The organism is Pseudomonas sp. P1_F7, from assembly GCF_056405655.1.
Window position 1 is genome coordinate 388029 of record NZ_JBFUBR010000004.1, and the last position, 21597, is coordinate 409625.

20 protein-coding genes are annotated in these 21597 nt (G+C 60.5%); 11 read left to right on the forward strand and 9 right to left on the reverse strand.

Going from position 1 to position 21597, the window contains the following annotated elements; translation table 11 throughout:
* The 5 genes from AC1D1M_RS08035 to AC1D1M_RS08055 all read left to right on the forward strand — a co-directional run bounded on the left by AC1D1M_RS08035 (window position 1) and on the right by AC1D1M_RS08055 (window position 5323).
* Window positions 1-933 (forward strand): ABC transporter substrate-binding protein, encoded by a 933-nt coding sequence (locus AC1D1M_RS08035; RefSeq protein WP_477775213.1) that lies wholly within the window; start codon window positions 1-3, stop codon window positions 931-933.
* Entirely contained in the window at window positions 930-2831 is a 1902-nt protein-coding gene (locus tag AC1D1M_RS08040; RefSeq protein ID WP_477775214.1) for an ATP-binding protein, read from the forward strand. Before AC1D1M_RS08035 ends, AC1D1M_RS08040 begins: the two co-directional genes overlap by 4 nt.
* A 247-nt stretch (window positions 2832-3078) precedes the next feature.
* Complete coding sequence (gene fabA / locus AC1D1M_RS08045) at window positions 3079-3594, forward strand: 3-hydroxyacyl-[acyl-carrier-protein] dehydratase FabA (RefSeq protein ID WP_003227150.1); 516 nt, start codon at window positions 3079-3081, stop codon at window positions 3592-3594.
* 11 nt (window positions 3595-3605) lie between these two features.
* Entirely contained in the window at window positions 3606-4826 is a 1221-nt protein-coding gene (fabB, locus tag AC1D1M_RS08050; RefSeq protein ID WP_046042997.1) for a beta-ketoacyl-ACP synthase I, read from the forward strand.
* Between the two features lie 308 nt (window positions 4827-5134).
* The gene (locus AC1D1M_RS08055) at window positions 5135-5323 is read left to right on the forward strand and encodes a hypothetical protein (protein WP_477775215.1); all 189 of its coding nucleotides are present in this window, start codon (window positions 5135-5137) and stop codon (window positions 5321-5323) included.
* 67 nt (window positions 5324-5390) lie between these two features.
* Here AC1D1M_RS08055 and AC1D1M_RS08060 read toward each other — a convergent pair whose 3' ends face one another.
* From AC1D1M_RS08060 to AC1D1M_RS08095, 8 genes are all read right to left on the reverse strand, one after another.
* Entirely contained in the window at window positions 5391-6338 is a 948-nt protein-coding gene (locus AC1D1M_RS08060) for a hypothetical protein (RefSeq protein ID WP_477775216.1), read from the reverse strand.
* A gap of 187 nt (window positions 6339-6525) precedes the next feature.
* A complete protein-coding gene (locus AC1D1M_RS08065; protein WP_007988773.1) occupies window positions 6526-7068 on the reverse strand; it encodes a DUF2058 domain-containing protein in 543 nt (180 codons plus the stop codon).
* A 28-nt stretch (window positions 7069-7096) separates the two neighbouring features.
* Window positions 7097-7930, reverse strand: a complete 834-nt coding sequence (mazG, locus tag AC1D1M_RS08070) for a nucleoside triphosphate pyrophosphohydrolase (protein WP_477775217.1) — start codon at window positions 7928-7930, stop codon at window positions 7097-7099.
* Between the two features lie 138 nt (window positions 7931-8068).
* Window positions 8069-10312 (reverse strand): GTP diphosphokinase, encoded by a 2244-nt coding sequence (relA, locus tag AC1D1M_RS08075; RefSeq protein WP_477775218.1) that lies wholly within the window; start codon window positions 10310-10312, stop codon window positions 8069-8071.
* Between the two features lie 122 nt (window positions 10313-10434).
* Entirely contained in the window at window positions 10435-11787 is a 1353-nt protein-coding gene (gene rlmD, locus AC1D1M_RS08080) for a 23S rRNA (uracil(1939)-C(5))-methyltransferase RlmD (RefSeq protein ID WP_477775219.1), read from the reverse strand.
* Window positions 11787-12689 carry a cysteine synthase CysM gene (gene cysM / locus AC1D1M_RS08085; RefSeq protein WP_477775220.1) on the reverse strand — a complete coding sequence of 301 codons (903 nt, stop codon included), beginning with the start codon at window positions 12687-12689 and terminating at the stop codon, window positions 11787-11789. Before cysM ends, rlmD begins: the two co-directional genes overlap by 1 nt.
* Window positions 12690-12856: 167 nt before the next feature.
* Window positions 12857-14278 (reverse strand): histidine kinase sensor domain-containing protein, encoded by a 1422-nt coding sequence (locus AC1D1M_RS08090; RefSeq protein WP_477775221.1) that lies wholly within the window; start codon window positions 14276-14278, stop codon window positions 12857-12859.
* On the reverse strand, window positions 14268-14987 hold the full coding sequence (locus tag AC1D1M_RS08095; protein WP_477775222.1) for a response regulator transcription factor: 720 nt from the start codon (window positions 14985-14987) through the stop codon (window positions 14268-14270). Before AC1D1M_RS08095 ends, AC1D1M_RS08090 begins: the two co-directional genes overlap by 11 nt.
* Before the next feature lie 215 nt (window positions 14988-15202).
* On the opposite strand from AC1D1M_RS08095, the gene AC1D1M_RS08100 reads away from it, so the two are divergent.
* The 4 genes from AC1D1M_RS08100 to AC1D1M_RS08115 all read left to right on the forward strand — a co-directional run bounded on the left by AC1D1M_RS08100 (window position 15203) and on the right by AC1D1M_RS08115 (window position 19960).
* Entirely contained in the window at window positions 15203-17956 is a 2754-nt protein-coding gene (locus AC1D1M_RS08100) for a response regulator (RefSeq protein ID WP_477775223.1), read from the forward strand.
* Between the two features lie 95 nt (window positions 17957-18051).
* A complete protein-coding gene (locus AC1D1M_RS08105; RefSeq protein ID WP_477775224.1) occupies window positions 18052-19044 on the forward strand; it encodes a 2-hydroxyacid dehydrogenase in 993 nt (330 codons plus the stop codon).
* Window positions 19045-19121: 77 nt separating this feature from the next.
* Window positions 19122-19556, forward strand: coding sequence for a hypothetical protein (locus AC1D1M_RS08110; RefSeq protein WP_477775225.1), 435 nt, complete (start codon window positions 19122-19124; stop codon window positions 19554-19556).
* Complete coding sequence (locus tag AC1D1M_RS08115) at window positions 19556-19960, forward strand: META domain-containing protein (protein ID WP_477775226.1); 405 nt, start codon at window positions 19556-19558, stop codon at window positions 19958-19960. The genes AC1D1M_RS08110 and AC1D1M_RS08115 overlap by 1 nt, the downstream gene beginning before the upstream one ends.
* Before the next feature lie 104 nt (window positions 19961-20064).
* Here AC1D1M_RS08115 and AC1D1M_RS08120 read toward each other — a convergent pair whose 3' ends face one another.
* On the reverse strand, window positions 20065-20535 hold the full coding sequence (locus tag AC1D1M_RS08120) for a TlpA disulfide reductase family protein (RefSeq protein WP_477775227.1): 471 nt from the start codon (window positions 20533-20535) through the stop codon (window positions 20065-20067).
* A gap of 114 nt (window positions 20536-20649) precedes the next feature.
* On the opposite strand from AC1D1M_RS08120, the gene arsC reads away from it, so the two are divergent.
* Both arsC and wrbA read left to right on the forward strand, forming a co-directional pair.
* Window positions 20650-21003, forward strand: a complete 354-nt coding sequence (gene arsC, locus AC1D1M_RS08125) for an arsenate reductase (glutaredoxin) (protein ID WP_477775228.1) — start codon at window positions 20650-20652, stop codon at window positions 21001-21003.
* Entirely contained in the window at window positions 21000-21596 is a 597-nt protein-coding gene (gene wrbA, locus AC1D1M_RS08130) for an NAD(P)H:quinone oxidoreductase (protein WP_477775229.1), read from the forward strand. The genes arsC and wrbA overlap by 4 nt, the downstream gene beginning before the upstream one ends.
* The last annotated feature ends 1 nt before the right edge of the window (window position 21597 follow it).

The following is a 21597-nucleotide window of genomic DNA, read 5'->3' on the forward strand; positions in this document are numbered from 1 at the left end:
ATGCCGTATCGTCCGCCATGGAGAGCGCCGACCCTGGGCCGGCTACTGGCCGTACTTTGCCTGCTGACAAGCGGCCTGCTGGGCAGCCTGGCGAGTAACGCGGCCGACATTTTGCTCACGGGGGCCGAAGACAGCCCCGCTGTGCGGGCGTTTACCCAGGCCCTGAGCGAGTTGCGACCAAGCGATAACGTACGCTTCCGGACGCTGGCCAAAATGCCGATACCGGACAAGCTGCCGGAAAACATCCGTTTGATACTGCTCGACCTGCCCAGCCTCGACTGGCGCCTGCAGAACACCCAGGGCCCGGCGACACTCGTATTGCGCATCAGCCGCCTGCAAGCCCGGCAACGCTTGAACAACACGTTGCCGGCGCGCCTTTGCCTGCTATGGAGCGATCCACCACTGGACCGCCAGTTGCGCTTGACCCGCACCCTGTTGCCCCAAGCCAGACGCATCGGTGTGCTCTACGACACCCACAGTGAATTCCTCTTGAATGAGCTGCGACAGGCCGCCCTCCCCCTGGGTCTTGAGGTGGTCACCCAGCGCTGGGACAACATTCACGACAGTCGTCCATTACAGGCCCTGTTAAATAACAGCGACGTATTGCTGGGCCTGGACGATGCCGACCTGTACAACCCGCAAACCGCAAAGAACCTGCTGCTGAGCAGCTACTCGCGGCAAGTGGCGCTGATCGGACCCAACGCCGGATTCGTCAAGGCCGGAAGCCTGGCCAGCACTTATAGCGATCAGAGCGATTGGCTGGCGGTCCTCGACGAATTGCTCGACCGGCCACCGGCCACCTGGCCGCGCACGCACTATCCCCATCGATTCAAGGTCGCGAGCAATCCGCAGGTGGCGCGTTCATTGGGTATCGAACAGATAAACGAAGCGTCTGTCGCCACACTGCTGGCTGAAGGAGAACGCCGTCCATGAGCTTGCGCCGTCGCTGGGACATCAACACCCGCACCCAACTCATCAGCCTCGGCCCTGCACTGCTGCTGACCTTGTTGCTGATCAGCTTCTTCACGTTCGTGCGCATCCAGGACCTGCGTCAGGAAATCACCCACACCGGCCAGTTGATTGCCAATCAACTGGCCCCGGCTACCGAGTACGGAGTGATTTCGGGCAACATCGAAGTGCTCGAAACCTTGCTCAAGGCGACGCTGGCCACGCCCAACGTGAGCTTTCTGGAAATCCAGGACAGCGCCAACCGGGTTCTGGTGTATGTCGAACAACCGAGCGAACACCACAATCGCGCGCAACAGCTCGAAGTGTTCCAGGCACCGATCCGGCTCCAGCGAATCGCTTTGCATAATGACTTTTTCCAGAGCAGCAAAACCGCCACAGCCGCCCCCACCGAGGACTACCTCGGCCGGGTGATCGTCGGGCTGTCCAACGATGCCTTCAGCCGGCGCCAGCAGGAAATCGTGCTCAAGGCCGCCATCCTGGCGCTGTTTGCCCTGCTGTTTACCTTCCTCGTGGCCCGGCGTCTGGCGGGCAGCCTGTCGCAACCGATCCGTGATATCGGCAATGCGGTCAAGGCGATCCAGGCCGGCGACTACAAAACACCGCTGCCCATTGTCGACGACACCGAACTCGGGGCGCTGTCGCAACACATCAACAACCTCGCCAGCGGTCTCGAGCAGGCCAGCCGCGAACAGCATCAGGCCATGGCGCAATTGATCCAGACCCGCGAAGAGGCGGAAAAGGCCAACAACGCCAAATCCGACTTCCTCGCCATGATGAGCCATGAACTGCGCACGCCGATGAATGGCGTACTGGGCATGCTGCAGTTGCTGGAAACCACCGACATGACCGAGGAGCAGGTGGAATACGCGGCGCTGGCCTCGGAATCTACCGAGCACTTGCTCAAGGTCATCAACGACATTCTGGATTTCTCGCGGATCGAACGTTCAGAGCTGGAACTGGAGCACATCCCGTTCAACCTCGCCGACCTGATCGGCAGTTGCGCCCAGTCGTTCCAGCACAGCGCCGCGCAACGCGGTCTCGACCTGCAACTGATGATCCCCGACGACATGCGCGGCTTGCAGGCCAAGGGCGACCCGACGCGTATCCGGCAGATACTGGTCAACCTGGTCGGCAATGCGCTGAAGTTCACCGAGCAGGGCCGCGTCACCATCGAGGCACAGTGGCAGTCGCTGGACCACGAGTTGCTGTGGTTCACCTGCACCGTGCGCGACAGCGGCATTGGCATCCCGGCGCAAAGCCTGGAATTGATGTTCACCGCCTTCCAGCAGGCCGACAGTTCCATTTCAAGACGCTACGGCGGCACAGGGCTGGGCCTGCCGATTGCCCGTACCCTGGCCGAACGCATGGGCGGCACCTTGCGCGCGCGGAGTGAGGAAGGCCGCGGTTCGGTGTTCACCCTGGAAATCCCCCTGGCACTGCACCAGCAGACGCAGCCGCTGTTGCCCCCCCGCGCGCAATCCGGCAACAGTGGCGGCGATGGGCGCAATGTGCTGTTGGTCGAGGACAACCCGGTCAACCAGACGGTCATCGAAGCCATGTTGCGCAGCCTGGGCTTCAAGGTCAGTGTCGCGGCCGACGGCGCGCAGGCGGTTCGCAGTGCCGAGAGCCTGATTTTCGAAGCGATCCTGATGGATTGCCGCTTGCCGATCATTGATGGCTATGAAGCCACCCGGCAGATCCGCCAATTGCCCGGTTGCACCGACCTGCCGATCATCGCGTTGACCGCCAACGCCTTGCAGGGTGACCGCGAAGCCTGTCTGTCGGCGGGGATGAACGATTACCTGGCCAAGCCGTTCAAACGGACTGATCTGCAGCAAATTCTGCAACGATGGGTGCAGTAGAACAGGCCTTTCGACCATCTGCGACTGGCGTGAAAGGCGAAAGTGCGGCAGTCTTAGTCACCCGAACAGGCCCGAAAAGGGGCTTGAATAATAATTTCAGTGCACAAGTGTACATTCATGTCCTTGGTGCTGTGACTTTCACCACAACGCAATAGTCTATGAGTAGGCTGCCGGTTCGAGGCATGAACGCTTCGATCGGCCGGGAAGATTTGCCCCACCTGCCGCATGGGACTATTGAGGAGCTCGCATGACCAAACAAAACGCCTTTACCCGGGAAGATCTGCTGCGCTGCAGTCGCGGTGAGCTGTTCGGCCCAGGTAACGCGCAACTGCCCGCCCCAAACATGCTGATGGTTGATCGCATCACCCTGATCAGCGAAGAAGGTGGCAAGTACGGCAAAGGTGAATTGGTCGCCGAGCTGGATATCAATCCGGACCTGTGGTTCTTCGCCTGCCACTTCGAAGGCGATCCGGTGATGCCGGGCTGCCTGGGCCTCGACGCCATGTGGCAACTGGTCGGCTTCTTCCTGGGCTGGCAAGGCCTGCCGGGCCGTGGCCGTGCGCTGGGTTCGGGCGAAGTGAAGTTCTTTGGTCAGGTCCTGCCGACTGCCAAGAAAGTCACCTATAACATTCATATCAAGCGCGTCCTCAAGGGCAAGCTGAACCTGGCCATTGCCGACGGTTCGGTGACTGTCGACGGTCGCGAAATCTACACCGCCGAAGGCCTCCGGGTCGGCGTGTTCACCTCCACTGACAACTTCTAAGGGTTATCCGCATGCGCCGCGTCGTTATCACTGGTCTGGGCATCGTTTCTTGCCTGGGCAATGACAAAGAGACCGTCTCCGCTAACCTGCGTGCAAGCCGCCCTGGCATCCGGTTCAACCCGGAATATGCCGAAATGGGTCTGCGTAGCCAGGTTTCCGGCTCCATTGACCTCAACCTTGAAGAATTGATCGATCGCAAGATCTATCGCTTCGTCGGCCACGCGGCAGCTTATGCCTATCTGGCCATGAAAGACGCCATCACCGACTCCGGCCTGACCGAAGAGCAGGTGTCCAACCCGCGTACCGGCCTGATCGCCGGCTCCGGTGGCGCATCGACCCTGAACCAGATGGAAGCGCTGGACATCCTGCGCGAGAAAGGCGTCAAACGCGTCGGCCCATACCGTGTAACGCGGACCATGAGCAGCACCGTTTCCGCTTGCCTGGCCACTCCGTTCAAGATCAAGGGCCTGAACTACTCCATCGCTTCTGCCTGCGCCACCAGTGCTCACTGCATCGGTACCGCCATGGAACAGATCCAGATGGGCAAGCAGGACATCGTCTTCGCCGGTGGCGGTGAAGAAGAACACTGGAGCCAGTCATTCCTGTTCGACGCCATGGGCGCCCTGTCCAGCAAGCGCAACGACACCCCGGAAAAGGCCTCCCGTGCCTACGACGCCGACCGTGACGGTTTCGTCATCGCTGGCGGTGGCGGCATGGTCGTGGTTGAAGAGCTGGAACACGCTCTGGCCCGCGGCGCCAAGATCTACGCGGAAATCGTCGGCTACGGCGCAACCTCCGACGGCTACGACATGGTTGCCCCGAGCGGCGAAGGCGCGATCCGCTGCATGCAGCAGGCGCTGTCCACCGTCGACACCCCGATCGACTACCTGAACACCCACGGCACTTCGACTCCGGTCGGTGACGTCGCGGAAATGAAAGGTGTGCGTGAAGTGTTCGGCGACAAGGCTCCAGCTATCAGCTCCACCAAGAGCCTGTCGGGTCACTCCCTGGGCGCCGCCGGCGTTCACGAAGCGATCTACTGCATGCTGATGATGGAAGGCAACTTCATTGCCGGCTCCGCCAACATCGACGAGCTGGACCCAGAAGTGGCCGACCTGCCGGTGCTGACCAAGACCCGCGAAAACGCCACCATCAACACCGTGATGAGCAACAGCTTCGGTTTCGGTGGCACCAACGCCACCCTGGTACTGAAGCGCTGGCAGGGTAAGTAATACCCCGCCATAACGCCGCACAAGAAAACGCCCCGACTGGTTCGGGGCGTTTTTTTTGCCTTGAGAAACCTCAAGGCAGAGGCAAAACCTGTGCTCTAAACAGGATCTGCGGTGCTTCCAACATGAAGCTTTTGTCATGAAACCAAAAGCCCTGCGACTGAATGTCGCGGATTCCGTGGGCTGCAGCACTGTTGCCGTTTTTGCAAAAAACCCTTACCAAACTCAGTCATTTACTTAGCAAGCTACCAAACTCTATAAAAGAGGCCTGCACACGCCTTGCTGCAGATAACAGAGATTGGAGCTAGCAGATGACTGTAAAAGTAACTGAACGCGACGATTCACATAAATCCCATGAGGGTGTAGCCGCCGGCATCCGGATCTGGGACGTGCATCAACAAGACCTGCTGGTCGGGATGTTCCATTCCGAGACCGATGCGCAAAACTACAAGGCCGAACTGGAAATGCTCGAGTGCAAACGCGAGCTCGCAACCGATTGAAGACAGACTCCACCAGCGTGCAGCCTGCCCCTCCCCGCACGGGCAGGCTGCGACCGGATCACACGACTCAGGCAATCTGAATGGCCGTTAAATGAAGGGAGTCGTCGATCACCACCGAAGGGACAGCACCGACAATCCACCCTGCCTCAAGTTTCACCACTTCGCACTCACCATCGCCCATGCCGTCATTGCGGATGGAAAACTGGAGCGAAGATGGATGACGTTTGCCGTAGTCGAAGTCCATGCCACAGGCAATCAGAAAATCGATTTTCGCCTCGGTCAGTTCAACTTGAATGTCGCGCTCGCCCTCTTTCAAATTGTAGTAATCCAGGCACAAGTTGATTCCAAAAGGGCAGCCATTGACGAGGCTATTGATAAACTTCCCTTCATAACCACCAAAATAACTATGTTCGGCCCGCACGCTACTGACCTTCTTCACCCTGACTTCGATCTCCTCGGAAAGTTTGAACAGCCAGAACTCCTCATCCGAAGCCCGGTGCTTGCCAAAATCGATACCTGATACATGGCGCTTTGGCCACATCGACATCAATGGCATATCGACTTCATATTCCTTGTTGGTAATCGTCAGCAAGTAATTAATAACATCGTAATAACTCGATTCACCGTCTCCAACTTTGATTAGTGTCGCACAGCTTCCCGCCAGCAATACGATCTTGCCATACCGTTCCATTGGCAGGTCGGTCATTAATAGAGCTACACACTCGGGCACTTTCTCCAAATAGGCAGAGTTCAGCTCATGGAGCTCCTCTTCGCTGCGGACCTCGTGCCAGGGAACGTTCCAGAAGAACTCAGGCAGGGTAAAGAAAACACAAGCGGTTGCGCCATGATCCTCGCGAGCAGCCTTTGCGGCGATCTTGATTTTTCGGCGCACAAGCTCGGCACGAGCCACCAGTTCATCGTCCAGATAATCGCGAATGGATTGATCGAGCGGTCGCGGCTGTGAAAACTGCGACTTGAAAGTGGGTTGGCGTAACGAAGCGATACTTACAAGCATTTATTCCATCCTTACATATCAAAGTTTATTCCATTTATTTTCTCCAGACATAAACACCCTTATAAAAAGATATTATTTTTTGGCAAAAGAAAACCCGAAAGATCGTATCGATACAATCTTTCGGGCTCAATGTATAAATCTTGCAAAGTGCTAGCAAACATGTAAGCCCGCTAGAACATTGAATCGATTACCACATCAGATCATCAGGGATCTTATAGGCGGCGTACGGATCATCCTCGACACTCACTTCTTCGGTCTGCACATTCAGCTGCACGATACGTTGAGGATCGCGTTCCTGAATCTTCAGCGCAGCCTCGCGCGGAATCACTTCGTAGCCGCCAGCGTGATGCACGATGGCCAGCGAACCGCTGCTGAGCTTGTTGCGCATCAGGGTGTTGACGGAGATGCGCTTGACCTTCTTGTCGTCGACGAAGTTGTAGTAATCCTCGGTCGTCAATTTCGGCAGACGCGAGACTTCGATCAGTTGCTTGACCTGCGCGGCACGGGCCTTGGCCTCAGCCTTTTCCTGCTGCTGGCGGTTGAGTTCCTGGTCGCGCTTGACCTTCTCGGCCATGGCTTCCTGCGCCGCGCGCTGCTGGGAATCATCCAGCTCGATCTGGCCTTTGTGGGCCAGGCGTTGTTGTTTCTGCTTGTCTTTGCTGACCTGCTTGGCCTGCTTCTGGTTGACCAGCCCTGCTTTGAGCAACTGGTCGCGAAGGGAAATACTCATGGTGCTTATTACTCATTTAGGCCACTGCTCAACCGCAGCTGGGCAAATTCTTTTCCTGACGTTTGGCTTCGCCCCACAAGGCGTCCAACTCTTCGAGGGTGCAATCTTCCATGGGACGGCGGGTGTCGCGCAATGCCTGTTCGATAAAACGAAAGCGTCTTTCAAACTTGCCATTGGCGCCACGCAGTGCGGTTTCCGGATCGACCTTGAGATGCCGCGCCAGATTGACCACGGAAAACAGCAGGTCGCCGATCTCGTCGGCCACGGCTTCGGGATCGTTTTCCGACATGGCTTCGAGAACTTCATCGAGCTCTTCACGCACTTTATCGAGCACCGGCAAGGCGTCCGGCCAGTCGAAACCGACCTGCCCTGCACGCTTCTGCAATTTTGCCGAGCGGGACAGCGCCGGCAGTGCGGCCGGAACATCATCGAGCAATGACAGCTGCTCAGGTGCCGCAGATTTCTCCGCGCGCTCCTCGGCCTTGATCTCTTCCCAACGCTGCTTGACCTGCTCTTCGCTCAGGCGCGGGACATCCAGCGGTGCATAGAGATCGCCCGTGGGGAACACATGGGGATGTCGACGGATCAGCTTGCGGGTGATGCTGTCGACCACACCGGCGAACTCGAAGCGCCCTTCCTCCCGGGCCAACTGGCTGTAATAAACCACCTGAAACAGCAGATCGCCCAACTCGCCCTGCAAGTGATCGAAGTCACCGCGCTCGATGGCATCGGCGACTTCATAGGCTTCCTCAAGGGTGTGCGGGACGATGGTGGCCCAGGTTTGCTTGATGTCCCACGGGCAACCGTACTGCGGGTCGCGCAGGCGGTTCATCAGGTGCAACAGGTCTTCAAGTGAATACATCGATCAGTCTCTTTCCGCTCCCTGTAGGAGCGAGCCTGCTCGCGATGGACGTTAACGATGACGCGTGCAATCTGGATGAACGCGCCGTTCTCTGGTTCATCGCGAGCAAGCTCGCTCCTACAGTAAAGCGCTCCCGTCTCAGGGCGTCCGGTTACGCCGGGTTTCGATGATGTTCGGCAACTGGGAAATCCGTCCCAGCAACCGCCCCAATGCATCCAGCCCCGGAATCTCGATGGTCAGGGACATCAATGCGGTGTTGTCCTCTTTGTTCGAGCGGGTGTTGACCGCCAGCACGTTGATCCGCTCATTGAGCAGCACCTGCGAAACATCACGCAGCAAACCGGAGCGGTCATAGGCGCGGATGACGATGTCCACCGGATAGGTGAGCACCGGCACCGGGCCCCAGCTGACCTGGATGATTCGCTCGGGCTCGCGCCCGGCCAGTTGCAGCACCGAGGCGCAGTCCTGGCGGTGAATGCTCACACCGCGGCCCTGGGTGATGTAACCGACGATGGCATCGCCCGGCAATGGCTGGCAGCAGCCGGCCATCTGGGTCATCAGGTTGCCGACGCCCTGGATCTGGATATCGCCACGCTTGCCCGGCTTGTAGCCGGTGGCCTTGCGCGGAATCAGTTCCAACTGTTCGTTGCCGCGCTCCGGCTCGACCAGTTGCTGCGCCAGGTTGACCAGTTGCGCCAGACGCAAATCCCCGGCGCCGAGGGCGGCGAACAGGTCTTCGGCGGTTTTCATGTTGGCCTTGTCGGCCAGCTTGTCGAAATCTACCGCCGGCAGGCCGAGACGATTGAGTTCGCGCTCAAGCAGGGTTTTACCGGCCGCGACGTTCTGGTCACGAGCCTGCAATTTGAACCAGTGAACGATCTTCGCCCGTGCCCGCGACGTGGTGACGTAACCCAGGTTCGGGTTCAGCCAGTCTCGGCTCGGGGTGCCGTGCTTGCTGGTGATGATCTCGACCTGCTCACCGGTTTGCAGGCTGTAGTTGAGCGGTACGATGCGCCCGTTGATCTTGGCGCCACGGCAGTTGTGACCGATTTCGGTGTGTACGCGGTAGGCGAAGTCCAGCGGGGTCGCGCCCTTCGGCAAGTCGATGGCGTGACCGTCCGGGGTGAAGATGTAGACCCGGTCGGGCTCGATATCGACCCGCAGCTGCTCCGCCAGGCCACCGATGTCACCCAGCTCTTCGTGCCATTCGAGCACCTGACGCAGCCAGGAGATTTTCTCTTCGTAGTGATTGGAGCCGGACTTGACGTCGGTGCCCTTGTAGCGCCAGTGGGCGCATACGCCGAGTTCGGCTTCTTCGTGCATCGCGTGGGTGCGGATCTGCACTTCCAGCACCTTGCCCTCAGGCCCGATCACCGCCGTGTGCAGCGAGCGATAGCCGTTTTCCTTGGGGTTGGCGATGTAGTCGTCGAACTCTTTCGGGATGTGCCGCCACAGGGTGTGGACGATGCCGAGTGCGGTGTAGCAATCGCGCATTTCCGGCACCAGCACGCGCACGGCACGCACGTCGTAGATCTGGCTGAACTCCAGACCCTTGCGCTGCATTTTGCGCCAGATCGAATAGATGTGTTTGGCCCGGCCGCTGATGTCGGCATCGACGCCGGTGGCCTGCAACTCGTTTTTCAGCTGGCTCATCACGTCGCTGATGAAACGCTCGCGATCCAGTCGCCGCTCATGGAGCAACTTGGCGATCTGCTTGTACTGGTCCGGCTCCAGGTAACGGAAGGACAAGTCTTCCAATTCCCACTTGATGTGACCGATACCCAGGCGATGGGCCAGTGGCGCGTAGATGTCGAAGACTTCACGGGCCACGCGGTTGCGCTTTTCGTCGTCGGCGGTCTTCACCGCACGGATTGCGCACGTACGCTCGGCCAGCTTGATCAGGGCGACGCGAACGTCGTCAACCATAGCCACCAGCATCTTGCGCAGGTTTTCCACCTGGCCCTGGGTGCCCAGCACCAGGGATTTGCGCGGGCTCAGGCTGTCGCTGATCGCGGCCATGCGCTGCACGCCGTCGATGAGTTTGGACACCACCGGACCGAAGCGCTGGCTGACGGCCGGCAACTTGATCTGATTTTCGCGCACGCCTCGATACAGGATCGCGGCGACCAAAGAGTCCTGGTCGAGTTTGAGATCGGCCAGGATCTCGGCGATCTCAAGTCCGGTACGGAAAGTCGAGTTACCTTCCGACCACAGATTCTGTGCCGCATTGGCTTGTTGTTCGGCCTCGCGAGCGTACTCGCAGGCCTCTTTCAAGGCTTCGCGATCCAGTGCCAGATCGACACTGACCGCATGATCGAGCCAAGCCTCGAGATTGATACTGCCGTCGGTGTTGATCGGCTGGTGTGCTCTCACCTGTACCATCTTGCTTACCTTCCCTACGACGCAGATTCAATGCGTCAAATCGCTGACCTTCGTTGCCCGTGCGCCCACGTCGGGCTGGGTGCGCGGCTGCACGGGCGGGCCAGTCGGACCAGACGAGCATCCTAGCTCGCTTCAAATAACGCCATGGCCTCGACATGTGCCGTTTGAGGAAACATATCGAGAATCCCGGCACGTTTTAACCGGTAGCCCTGCTTGATCAATTCGACCGTGTCGCGCGCCAGAGTTGCAGGGTTGCACGACACATACACCAATCGTTCGGCGCCCAGGCTCTTGAGCTTGCGCACAACCTCGAAAGCACCGTCACGCGGTGGGTCCAAGAGTACCGCACAAAAGCCTTCGGCGGCCCATTCAGCGTCCGTCAAAGGCTGGGATAAATCGGCCTGAAAAAACTTCGCGTTATGCAGATTGTTGCTAGCCGCATTCGCCGCGGCCCGATCGACCATCACCTGCACGCCTTCGACCGCCACCACTTCACGAGCGGCCTTGGCCAGCGGCAAGGCAAAGTTGCCCAGGCCACAGAACAGGTCGAGTACGCGCTCATCCGCTGTCGGCTTCAGCCAGTCCAGCGCCTGGGCGACCATTGCTTCGTTGACGGCGGCGTTGACCTGGATGAAATCTCCAGGACGATACGCCAGCTCCAGGTTCCACTGTTCAAGACGATAGCCCAACGACTGATCGGCCTCGACCGGTTGCGGTTCGCCGTCGCCATGCAACCACAACTGGGCTTCATGGAACGCGCAGAAATCCTTGAGGATCGTCAGGTCGGCGTCGGACAACGGCGCCATGTGCCGCAGCAACACGGCCAGCGTCGAACCACTGAACAACTCCACATGCCCGAGTGCCTGGGGTTTGCTCAAGCGCCGCAGCATCTCCGGCAAGCGGGCCATGATAGGTTGCAAGGGCTGTACCAGCACCGGGCAGTCATCGATGCCAACAATGTCCTGGCTGCCGGCGGCACGGAAACCGACTTCGAGTTTTTTCGCCTTCATGTCCCAGCGCACCGCCACGCGGGCGCGACGCCGGTAGCCGAATTCCGGACCGGTCAATGGTTCGGCCCACTCCTCGGGCGCGACACCGGCGACCCTGGACAATTGCTCGGCGAGCATGCGCTGTTTCAGGGCAAGTTGTTCGTTGTGGGGCAAATGCTGCACGCTGCAACCGCCGCAGCGGCCGGCATGGGCGCACGGTGCCGGGCGACGCAATTCGCTGGCCTTGAACACCCGTTCGGTGCGCGCCTCGACTACTTTGCCGTGGGCACCGAGCACCCGCACCTCGATTTCTTCGCCGGCCAATGCGCCGATGACGAACCAGGTGCGGCCTTCGAAAAACGCGATGCCGCGACCGTCATTGGCCAGGCGCTCGATGGTCAGGCGCTGCTTTTTGCCGGTCGGGATTTGCGGGGCCTTGTTGCCGCCGGTGGGCTGGAAGCGCAGGCCTCTTTCATGTTTGGCCATCAGTTGGGCGCGTCGAAAATGCCGGTCGACAGGTAACGGTCGCCACGGTCGCAGATGATCGCGACGATCACCGCGTTTTCAACTTCCTTGGACAGGCGCAGCATTGCCGCCACGGCACCGCCCGAGGACACGCCACAGAAAATGCCTTCTTCGCGGGCCAGGCGACGGGTCACGTCTTCGGCTTCGCTTTGCGCCATGTCGACGACCCGGTCCACGCGGTCAGCCTGGTAGATTTTCGGCAGGTATTCCTGAGGCCAGCGGCGGATACCCGGGATCGCCGAGCCTTCCATCGGTTGCAGGCCGATGATCTGCACGTTGTCGTTCTGCTCCTTCAAGTAGCGCGACACGCCCATGATGGTGCCGGTGGTGCCCATGGAGCTGACGAAATGGGTGATGGTGCCCTGGGTCTGGCGCCAGATTTCCGGGCCAGTGGTGGTGTAGTGCGCCTCGGGGTTGTCACCGTTAGCGAACTGATCCAGTACCTTGCCGCGACCCTCGGCTTCCATCTTCTGGGCGAGGTCACGGGCGCCTTCCATGCCCTGTTCCTGGCTGACCAGAATCAGTTCGGCGCCATAAGCGGTCATGGCCGCCTTGCGCTCGGCGCTGGAGTTGTCCGGCATGATCAGGATCATCTTGTAACCCTTGATCGCGGCGGCCATGGCCAGGGCGATCCCGGTGTTGCCCGAGGTCGCCTCGATCAGCGTATCGCCAGCGTGAATCTGCCCGCGCAGTTCGGCGCGGGTGATCATCGACAGCGCCGGACGGTCCTTGACCGAACCCGCCGGGTTGTTCCCTTCGAGCTTGAGCAATAGGGTATTGCTGGTGGCGCCGGGCAGGCGCTGCAAACGGACCAGCGGAGTGTTGCCGACGCAATCGGCGATGGTTGGGTACTGCAAGGTCATGGCGTATTCGCAATCCAGACTGCGGGGGCGACTATCATACCGGCAAACGTCCGCAGGCCATATCACGCAAAGTGTGGTGCTTATGGTTTATGGGAATAAGCAGGTATTTTGCGGTGTACATCAGGGCCTCATCGCGAGCAAGCTCGCTCCCACAGGGGCCGAGATGATTACACATTTTGCGGTTGAAGCGCGGTCAATGTGGGAGCGAGCTTGCTCGCGATGGCGTCGTCACGGGCACCGCCATCATCCGCCAACAACCGCATATTCAGGCGCAATCCATTCTCGGTATTCTGCGCCCAAAGCTGTCCGCCCTGACGCTGCACCGCATTTCTCGCAATGCTCAAGCCCAACCCAAATCCCCCATCACCCGGCCGCGAACCGTCGAGCCGGGTGAACGGCAGGAAGATCCGCTCCAGATCAGCTTCCGCCACTCCACCGCCCTGATCCTCCAGCCACAGGTGCCAGAAATCGCCATCACGCCGTCCGCCCAATTGGACAATGCCTCCCGTCGGCGAATGACGAATGGCATTGCGCAGAATGTTTTCCAACGCTTGGGCCAGGGTATTGAGATGACCGCGAACCCAGCAGGATGAATCCACCGTGCATTGCAACTGCGTATCGGGCCAGCCACTTTCATAGCAGGCGTTCTCCGTGAGCATTTCCCACAGGGCCTGGATCTGGATTGCTTCGTCGGGCAATCGGGTTCGCTCGGTATCGAGCCACGCCAGTTGCAGCGTGTCTTCCACCAGGCGCTGCATGCCATCGACCTCACGGCCGATGCGTTCGCGCAATGGCTCCAGGCCCTGCTCGCTTTCACTGGCCACCCGCAGGCGGCTCAAGGGCGTACGCAATTCGTGGGACAAGTCGCGCAGCAGTTGCTGCTGCAAGGCCACGGTGCTTTGCAGGCGTTCAGACATGTGATCGAACGCCCGGCCCAACTCACCCAGTTCATCCGATCGATTGGTGGTCCGGGTCGACAGACGTACATTCAATTGATCGGCACGCCAGGCATTGGCCTGCGCGCGCAAGTGGTTGAGTGGCACCACCAACAGGCGATACAGCCCGACACACAGCAGCAAAGTGAACAATCCCGGAATCACGCCGTTGGTGATCACCCGCCAGAACACCCGGTATTGCCCAGGCAGAAAGCGTTCGGGCAGTTCGATCACCAGGCTGCCGGCGGACGGGTCGCCGGGAAACGGTATACGCATCCACGGCCGGCCTTTCTTGTGGATCGGCCAATCGAGGCCGCGCAAAAAAGTCAGGCGTTCGACTTCCTTGTCCGTCAGCGATTGATTGCTCAAGGACTGCAAATCACCGTCGATGACACCGACCCAGCCTTTTTCCCGCTGATGCATGCCTTGCAGCCAGTCATCGACACCGGCGCTCTGGCGCTGCTGCCACGCCTGCTCGGCTTCGGCTGCATAACCGGACAGGGTGCCGCGGGCCTCATCGGAGAGGAACTGGTTACGCTCCTCCATGTAACGGCCCCAGGACCAACTCAACCAGATCATCAGCAGACAGAAAGCGACCAATAGACAGGCCAGTTTCCAGAACAGCGAGTGCCTGCCCGGCAAGTTACATTTCATCGGCGGCGCTCAGGATGTAGCCCTTGCCCCATACCGTGCGCACTTCGCGCTCGGTGTAGCCAATGGCCTTGAGCTTGCGGCGAATCTGGCTGATGTGCATGTCCAGGCTGCGGTCATGGGCCGCGTAGCCGCGCTGCAGCACCTGCTGATAAAGGAAGGCTTTGCTCAGCACTTCGTCGGCGCTGCGGTGCAGCGTCTCCAGCAACCGATACTCGCTGCGGGTCAGGCCACCGGCCTGTTCGCCATAAAAGACCTCGAAGCTTTCATCGTCGAAACGCAGGCTGTCCATCGAAGGGGCTGGCACTGCGGGTACGAGCCGACGGTCGAGGGCCACCCGTCGCAGAATGGCTTCGATGCGTACCCGCAACTCCACCATGCTGAAGGGCTTTGGCAGGTAATCATCAGCCCCCAGGCGAAAGCCGCTGATGCGATCGGCCTCGGCACCGAGGGCCGACATCAGCAACACCGGGGTGGAATGGCTCTGACGCAACTGGGTCAGTACCGCCAGGCCGTCCATGCCCGGCAGCAGAATATCCATCAGCACCACGTCGAAAGGTTGCCGCCGGGCGATGTCCAGGCCCTCCTGACCGTTCTGGCACCAGGTCACCTGGAAGCCGCTGCGGTCCAGATGCTCATGAACGTAGGCTCCGAGCACAAGGTCGTCTTCGATGGACAGGATTCGGGGGAGGCCAGCGGTGATGGGAGTCATGACTATCTGCAAACAATTCTCAGTTGAGCGATTATTCAAGATTGCCTCGCCAGGGGCAACCCACGGTTTCTCCGTATTGCCAAAGAGTCGCCCGGGCCGACGAATGACGGCACCATTTTTACGAAGATTGCCCGCGAGCAAATCGCTACACTGCGCAAGTGGTGCATGGCGGATGCATGTGCCGGCCTATAAATAGCGGGATGCAGGAGAGATGCGTGCTCAAGAAACTGGGAATCAAAGGCCGCGTGCTGTTGCTGACCCTGTTGCCAACCAGCCTGATGGCGTTGGTGTTGGGGGGTTATTTTACCTGGATGCAACAGGCTGACCTGCAAACCCAACTCATGCAGCGCGGCGAAATGATTGCCGAGCAGTTGGCCCCGCTGGTGGCGCCAGCCATGGGCCATCAGGACAACGAACTGCTTGAACGCATCGCCACCCAGGCCCTGGAACAAACCGACGTACGGGCCGTGACCTTCCTGGCTCCCGACCGCACGCTGCTGGCCCACGCCGGCCCGACCATGCTCAACCAGAAGCCCTCCGGCGGTGGCACGCAGATGCTGCGCCGCAGTGGCAGCGATGCGACTCGTTATCTGCTGCCGGTATTCGGCAAACACCGCAACCTGGCCGGGGACGTGATTCCCGAAGAAGCCGACCGCCTGCTGGGCTGGGTCGAACTTGAACTGTCCCATAACAGCATGCTGTTGCGCGGTTACCGCAGCCTGTTCGCCAGCTTGATGTTGATCGCTTCGGGACTGATCGGTGCGGCACTGCTGGCCCTGCGCATGGGTCGCACGATCAATCGGCCACTGAGCCAGATCAAGCAGGCCGTGGCCCAACTCAAAGACGGTCATCTGGAAACCCGCTTGCCGCCCCTAGGCAGTCAGGAACTGGACGAGCTGGCCTCCGGCATCAACCGCATGGCCGGCACCCTGCAAAATGCGCAGGAAGAATTGCAGCACAGCATCGACCAGGCCACCGAAGACGTGCGCCAGAACCTGGAAACCATCGAGATCCAGAACATCGAGCTGGACCTGGCACGCAAGGAAGCCCTCGAAGCGAGCCGGATCAAGTCCGAATTCCTGGCCAACATGAGTCATGAAATCCGCACACCGCTCAACGGCATTCTCGGCTTTACTCACCTGTTGCAAAAAAGCGAGCTCACCCCGCGCCAGCTCGACTACCTGGGCACCATCGAAAAATCCGCCGACAGCCTGCTGGGCATCATCAACGAGATTCTCGACTTCTCGAAAATCGAGGCCGGCAAGCTGGTGCTCGATCATATTCCGTTCAACCTGCGCGACCTGTTGCAGGACACCCTGACCATCCTCGCCCCGGCCGCCCACGCCAAGCAGCTGGAACTCGTGAGCCTGGTTTATCGCGACACACCGCTGTCACTGGTGGGCGACCCGCTGCGGCTCAAGCAGATCCTGACGAACCTGGTGAGCAACGCGATCAAGTTCACCCGCGAAGGCACCATCGTCGCCCGTGCCATGCTCGAAGAAGAAACCGAAGACACCGTGCAGTTGCGCATCAGCATTCAGGACACCGGCATCGGTCTGTCGAACCAGGACGTGCGCGCCCTGTTCCAGGCCTTCAGCCAGGCCGACAACTCGCTGTCGCGGCAACCCGGCGGCACTGGCCTGGGCCTGGTGATTTCCAAGCGCCTGATCGAACAGATGGGCGGCGAGATCGGCGTCGACAGCACGCCAGGTGAAGGCTCGGAATTCTGGATCAGCCTGAACCTGCCGAAAGCCCGCGACGATGCCGAAGACCTGCCCGCCGCGCCGCTGCTCGGACGCCGGGTGGCGGTGCTGGAAAACCACGAGCTGGCGCGGCAGGCGTTGCAGCATCAACTGGAAGACTGCGGCCTCAGCACCACACCGTTCAATACCCTGGAAAGCCTGACCAATGGCGTCACCGCCGCCCACCAGACCGATCAGGCAATCGACCTTGCAGTGCTCGGCATTACCAGTAACGACATGCCGCCGGAACGCCTCAACCAGCACATCTGGGACCTCGAGCATCTTGGCTGCAAAGTGCTGGTGCTGTGCCCGACCACGGAACAGACGCTATTCCATCTTTCCGTGCCCAACCCCCACAGCCAGCTCCAGGCGAAACCGGCCTGCACCCGCAAGCTGCGACGCTCCCTGTCTGACCTGGTCAGCCCGCGCCCGATGCGCAGCGAGCCGGGCGAACCGGTGTCGAGCCGTGCACCGAAGGTGCTTTGCGTCGACGACAATCCAGCCAACCTGATGCTGGTGCAGACCCTGCTCGAAGACATGGGCGCCAAGGTGCTCGCGGTGGAGAGCGGTTATGCCGCCGTCAAGGCGGTGCAAAACGAGACATTCGATCTGGTGTTGATGGACGTGCAGATGCCTGGCATGGACGGCCGCCAGAGCACCGAGGCGATCCGCCAGTGGGAAAGCGAACGGCATTGCACGCCGCTGCCGATCGTGGCCCTCACCGCCCACGCCATGGCCAACGAAAAACGCGCGCTGCTGCAAAGCGGCATGGACGACTACCTGACCAAACCGATCAGCGAACGGCAATTGGCGCAGGTGGTGCTGAAGTGGAGTGGCCTGGCTCTGCGCAATCACAGCCCGGAGCGCTCCGGCGATGGGCATGGCGGCGCCCACGACCTGTTGGTGCTCGACCACGAGGAAGGATTGCGCCTGGCCGCCGGCAAGGCTGATCTCGCGGCGGACATGCTGGCGATGCTGCTCGCATCCCTGGAGGCTGACCGCGAAGCCATCCGACTTGCTCAGCAAAGCAACGACCACAACGCCCTGGTCGAACGAGTCCATCGCCTGCATGGCGCGACGCGTTACTGCGGCGTACCGCAATTGCGTGCGGCCTGCCAACGCAGCGAAACCCTGCTCAAGCAACAGGACCCGAAAGCCAGCGTGGCACTGGATGAGCTCGACCGGGCAATCAATCGCCTGGCAGCCCAGGCGCGCATGAAAGCTTGATGCAGCGCAATCGCGAAGGGCTGCCGGCAAGCTAACCTGACGACTGTCGAATGCCGGCTTGCTCAACGGCGCAGGCCACCTTCAAGGAGCACCGCATGCGTACGATTCTTTTCAGCAGCCAGAACTACGACCGCGACAGTTTTCTCGCGGCCGGGCAATCGGCCGGCATCGAGTTGCAATTTCAGCCGGCGCGCCTGAGCCTCGACACGGTGGCGCTGGCCCAAGGGTATGAAGCGGTCTGCGCGTTCATCAATGATGACCTCGGCGCGGCGGTGCTCGAACGCCTGGCCGCGGGTGGCACACGCCTGATCGCCCTGCGCTCGGCCGGTTACAACCACGTCGACTTGCTGACGGCAAAGCGCCTGGGACTGGCCATCGTGCGCGTCCCGGCCTATTCGCCCCACGCCGTGGCCGAACATGCGGTGGCGCTGATCCTTGCGCTCAACCGCCGCTTGCACCGAGCCTATAACCGCACCCGCGAAGGGGATTTCAGACTGCAGGGGCTGACCGGTTTCGATCTGGTGGGCAAGACCGTCGGTGTGGTCGGCACCGGGCAGATTGGCGCCACCTTCGCCAAAATCATGAACGGTTTTGGCTGCAAGCTACTGGCCTACGACCCCTACCCCAACCCGCAGGTCGAAGCCCTCGGCGCGCGCTACCTGAGCCTGCCGCAACTGCTGGCCGAATCGCAGATCATCAGCCTGCACTGCCCGCTCAACGAGCAGAGCAAGCACTTGATCAACCGCCAATCCCTGGCGCACATGCAACCGGGCGCGATGCTGATCAATACCGGGCGTGGCGGCCTGGTGGACACCCCGGCGCTGATCGACGCGTTGAAAGACGGCCGCCTGGGTTACCTGGGGCTGGATGTGTATGAGGAAGAGGCGCAGTTGTTCTTCGAGGACCGTTCCGACCTGCCACTGCAAGACGATGTGCTGGCCCGGCTGCTGACCTTCCCCAACGTGATCGTCACCGCGCACCAGGCTTTTCTGACCCGCGAAGCGCTGGATGCGATTGCCGCCACCACGTTGCACAACATCGCCGCCTGGGCAGCGGGCACACCGGAAAACCAGGTGACGGGAGACTGAAATGGATCGAAGGTCATCTGCCTGCGCGATGCGACGTGCAAGCCCGTGCTAGCATATCGCGCATATTTGGAGGACCCATGGTCGAACACGATTTCCGCTACAGCCTGATGAACCCGCAACACACCCTCACCGAATGCCGCGCCCTGGTGCCGGGGCGCTATCAGGTCACCGGCAACGGTGGCTCGATTCGCAACAACGACGTGCTGGTCGTGACCCTCAAGGGTGCCAAGGACTTGTCCATGCGCCTGACCGTCGAAACGGTTCGCCACCTGATCAACCCGCCCGGTCAATGGGTCGCGGTGGCCAGTGGCCCGGTATTCGGCGAACTGGCCATCCATACCTGGCAAGTGAACTGCGACAGCTGCGCCAAAGAGCTGAGCTTCGAGTTCGCCGTCGATGCCAAACTGGGCAACAAGGCCGAAAAGCCTGCCGCCACCGCGCGGATTGCCGAGCTGGGCTGGACCACCGTCGACGAGAAACACCTGTGCCCGAAATGCCAGGAGCCTGCGTGATGAAACGCCTCGCTCTGAGCGCGATGGCCGGAGCCAGCCTGCTGGGCTGCGTCGCCGAGCCGGTGCAACTGCAACAGAACCGTAGCTACATTCTGGAATGGATCGGTGAACGGCCGTTGATGGATTACAGCCACCTGACCATCACCCTCGGTGAAGATGGCCGGGCCTACGGTAATGGAGGCTGCAACCACTGGTTCGCGCCGTACATCCTTGATGGCGACAAACTGACCTTCGGCAAAATCGGCAGCACCCGCAAACTGTGCGCGCCGGCGCTGATGGAACAGGAAAAACGCTTCCTTCAGGCCCTGGAAAACGTCCAGCGCTGGGACGTCTCCCCGATCGAGCAGATCCGCTTCTGGCCAGCCGAAGGCAAGCCACTGCGTTGGTGGCTTGAGGAGGGTTGATCCCTCAGCCGCAAAAAGATCGTAGCTGGCGGCAACTCCTGTATGGATTGCCGTACGCCCGGTAGGAGCTGCCGCAGGCTGCGATCTTTTCTCTCAAGAACAACTCAATTCTTCGCCTGCAACGCTTCAAGCTTCGCCATCACCCCCGCCGCCGTCTGTTCACCCATCAACTGCTCACGCACCTTGCCCTTATTATCGATGATGTACGTCACCGGTAACGCCTCGCTGCGCGGCAACTCGAACAGTTCGGAAGGGTCCTGGGCCAGCACTGTGAACCTGATCCCCAGTTTCTCGCTCGCGCCCTTCAGCTCTTGCCCCTGGACGTTGTCGAAGTTGACCCCGAACACACCGATTTTCTTGTCCTTGAGCTGCTCGGCCAGGGTGTTCAACTCAGGGATCTCGGTACGGCAAGGCCCGCACCATTCTGCCCAGTAGTTGAGGACCAGCCATTTGCCGTCCAGTCGGTCTGAGACTATCTTGTGGCCGTCCTGGTCGATGCCATAGTCATTACCACCGCAGCCCCCCAGCATTAACGCTCCGATGATCGCCAATGCTGCTGCCAGTCGCCGTGTCATGTCGTGATCCTTGTCAAAAATTGAATGCGCCTGCGACCCATCGCCTCTCACGGTTCTGGATTGCGCGCTGCACAGTTAGAATAGCCGCCACCTTACGCAAGATGCGACCCGCTCATGACCGATCTGACGCTTTATCACAACCCGCGCTGCTCGAAATCCCGCGGTGCGCTCGAACTGCTTGAAGCCCGTGGCCTGACCCCGACCGTGGTCCGCTATCTGGACACTCCGCTGGACGCCGCGCAAATCCAGAGCCTGCTGGGCAAACTCGGGATCAGCGCCCGGCAATTGCTGCGCACCGGCGAAGACGAGTACAAAACCCTCGACCTGGCCGACAGCAGCCTGAGCGAAGCGCAATTGATTGCCGCCATCGCCGCCCACCCGAAACTGATGGAGCGACCGATTCTCGAAGTCGGTGACAAAGCCATCATCGGCCGCCCACCGGAGCAGATCCTGGAACTGTTGCCATGAGTGCACCGTACATTCTGGTTCTGTACTACAGCCGCAGCGGCTCGACCAACGAAATGGCCCGGCAGATCGCCCGTGGCATCGAACAGGCCGGGCTTGAGGCCCGCCTGCGCACGGTGCCGGCGATTTCCAGCGAGTGCGAAGCCGTTTCGCCGGAGATTCCCGACGAAGGCGCGCTCTATGCCAGCCTCGACGACCTGAAGAACTGCGCCGGCCTGGCACTCGGCAGCCCGACCCGCTTCGGCAACATGGCCGCGCCGCTCAAGTATTTCCTCGATGGTACCAGCAACCTGTGGCTGACCGGCGCCCTGGTGGGCAAACCGGCGGGTGTATTCACCTCCACCGCGAGCCTGCACGGCGGCCAGGAAACCACGCTGCTATCGATGATGCTGCCACTGCTGCACCACGGCATGCTGATCACCGGCCTGCCCTACAGCGAGTCGGCGCTACTGGAAACCCAGGGCGGCGGTACGCCATACGGCGCCAGCCACCACGCCGGTGCCGACGGCAAAAGCGGTCTGGATGCCCATGAAGTGGCGCTGTGCCGCGCGCTGGGTATGCGCCTGGCCAAGACTGCACAGAAACTGGAGAGCTGAG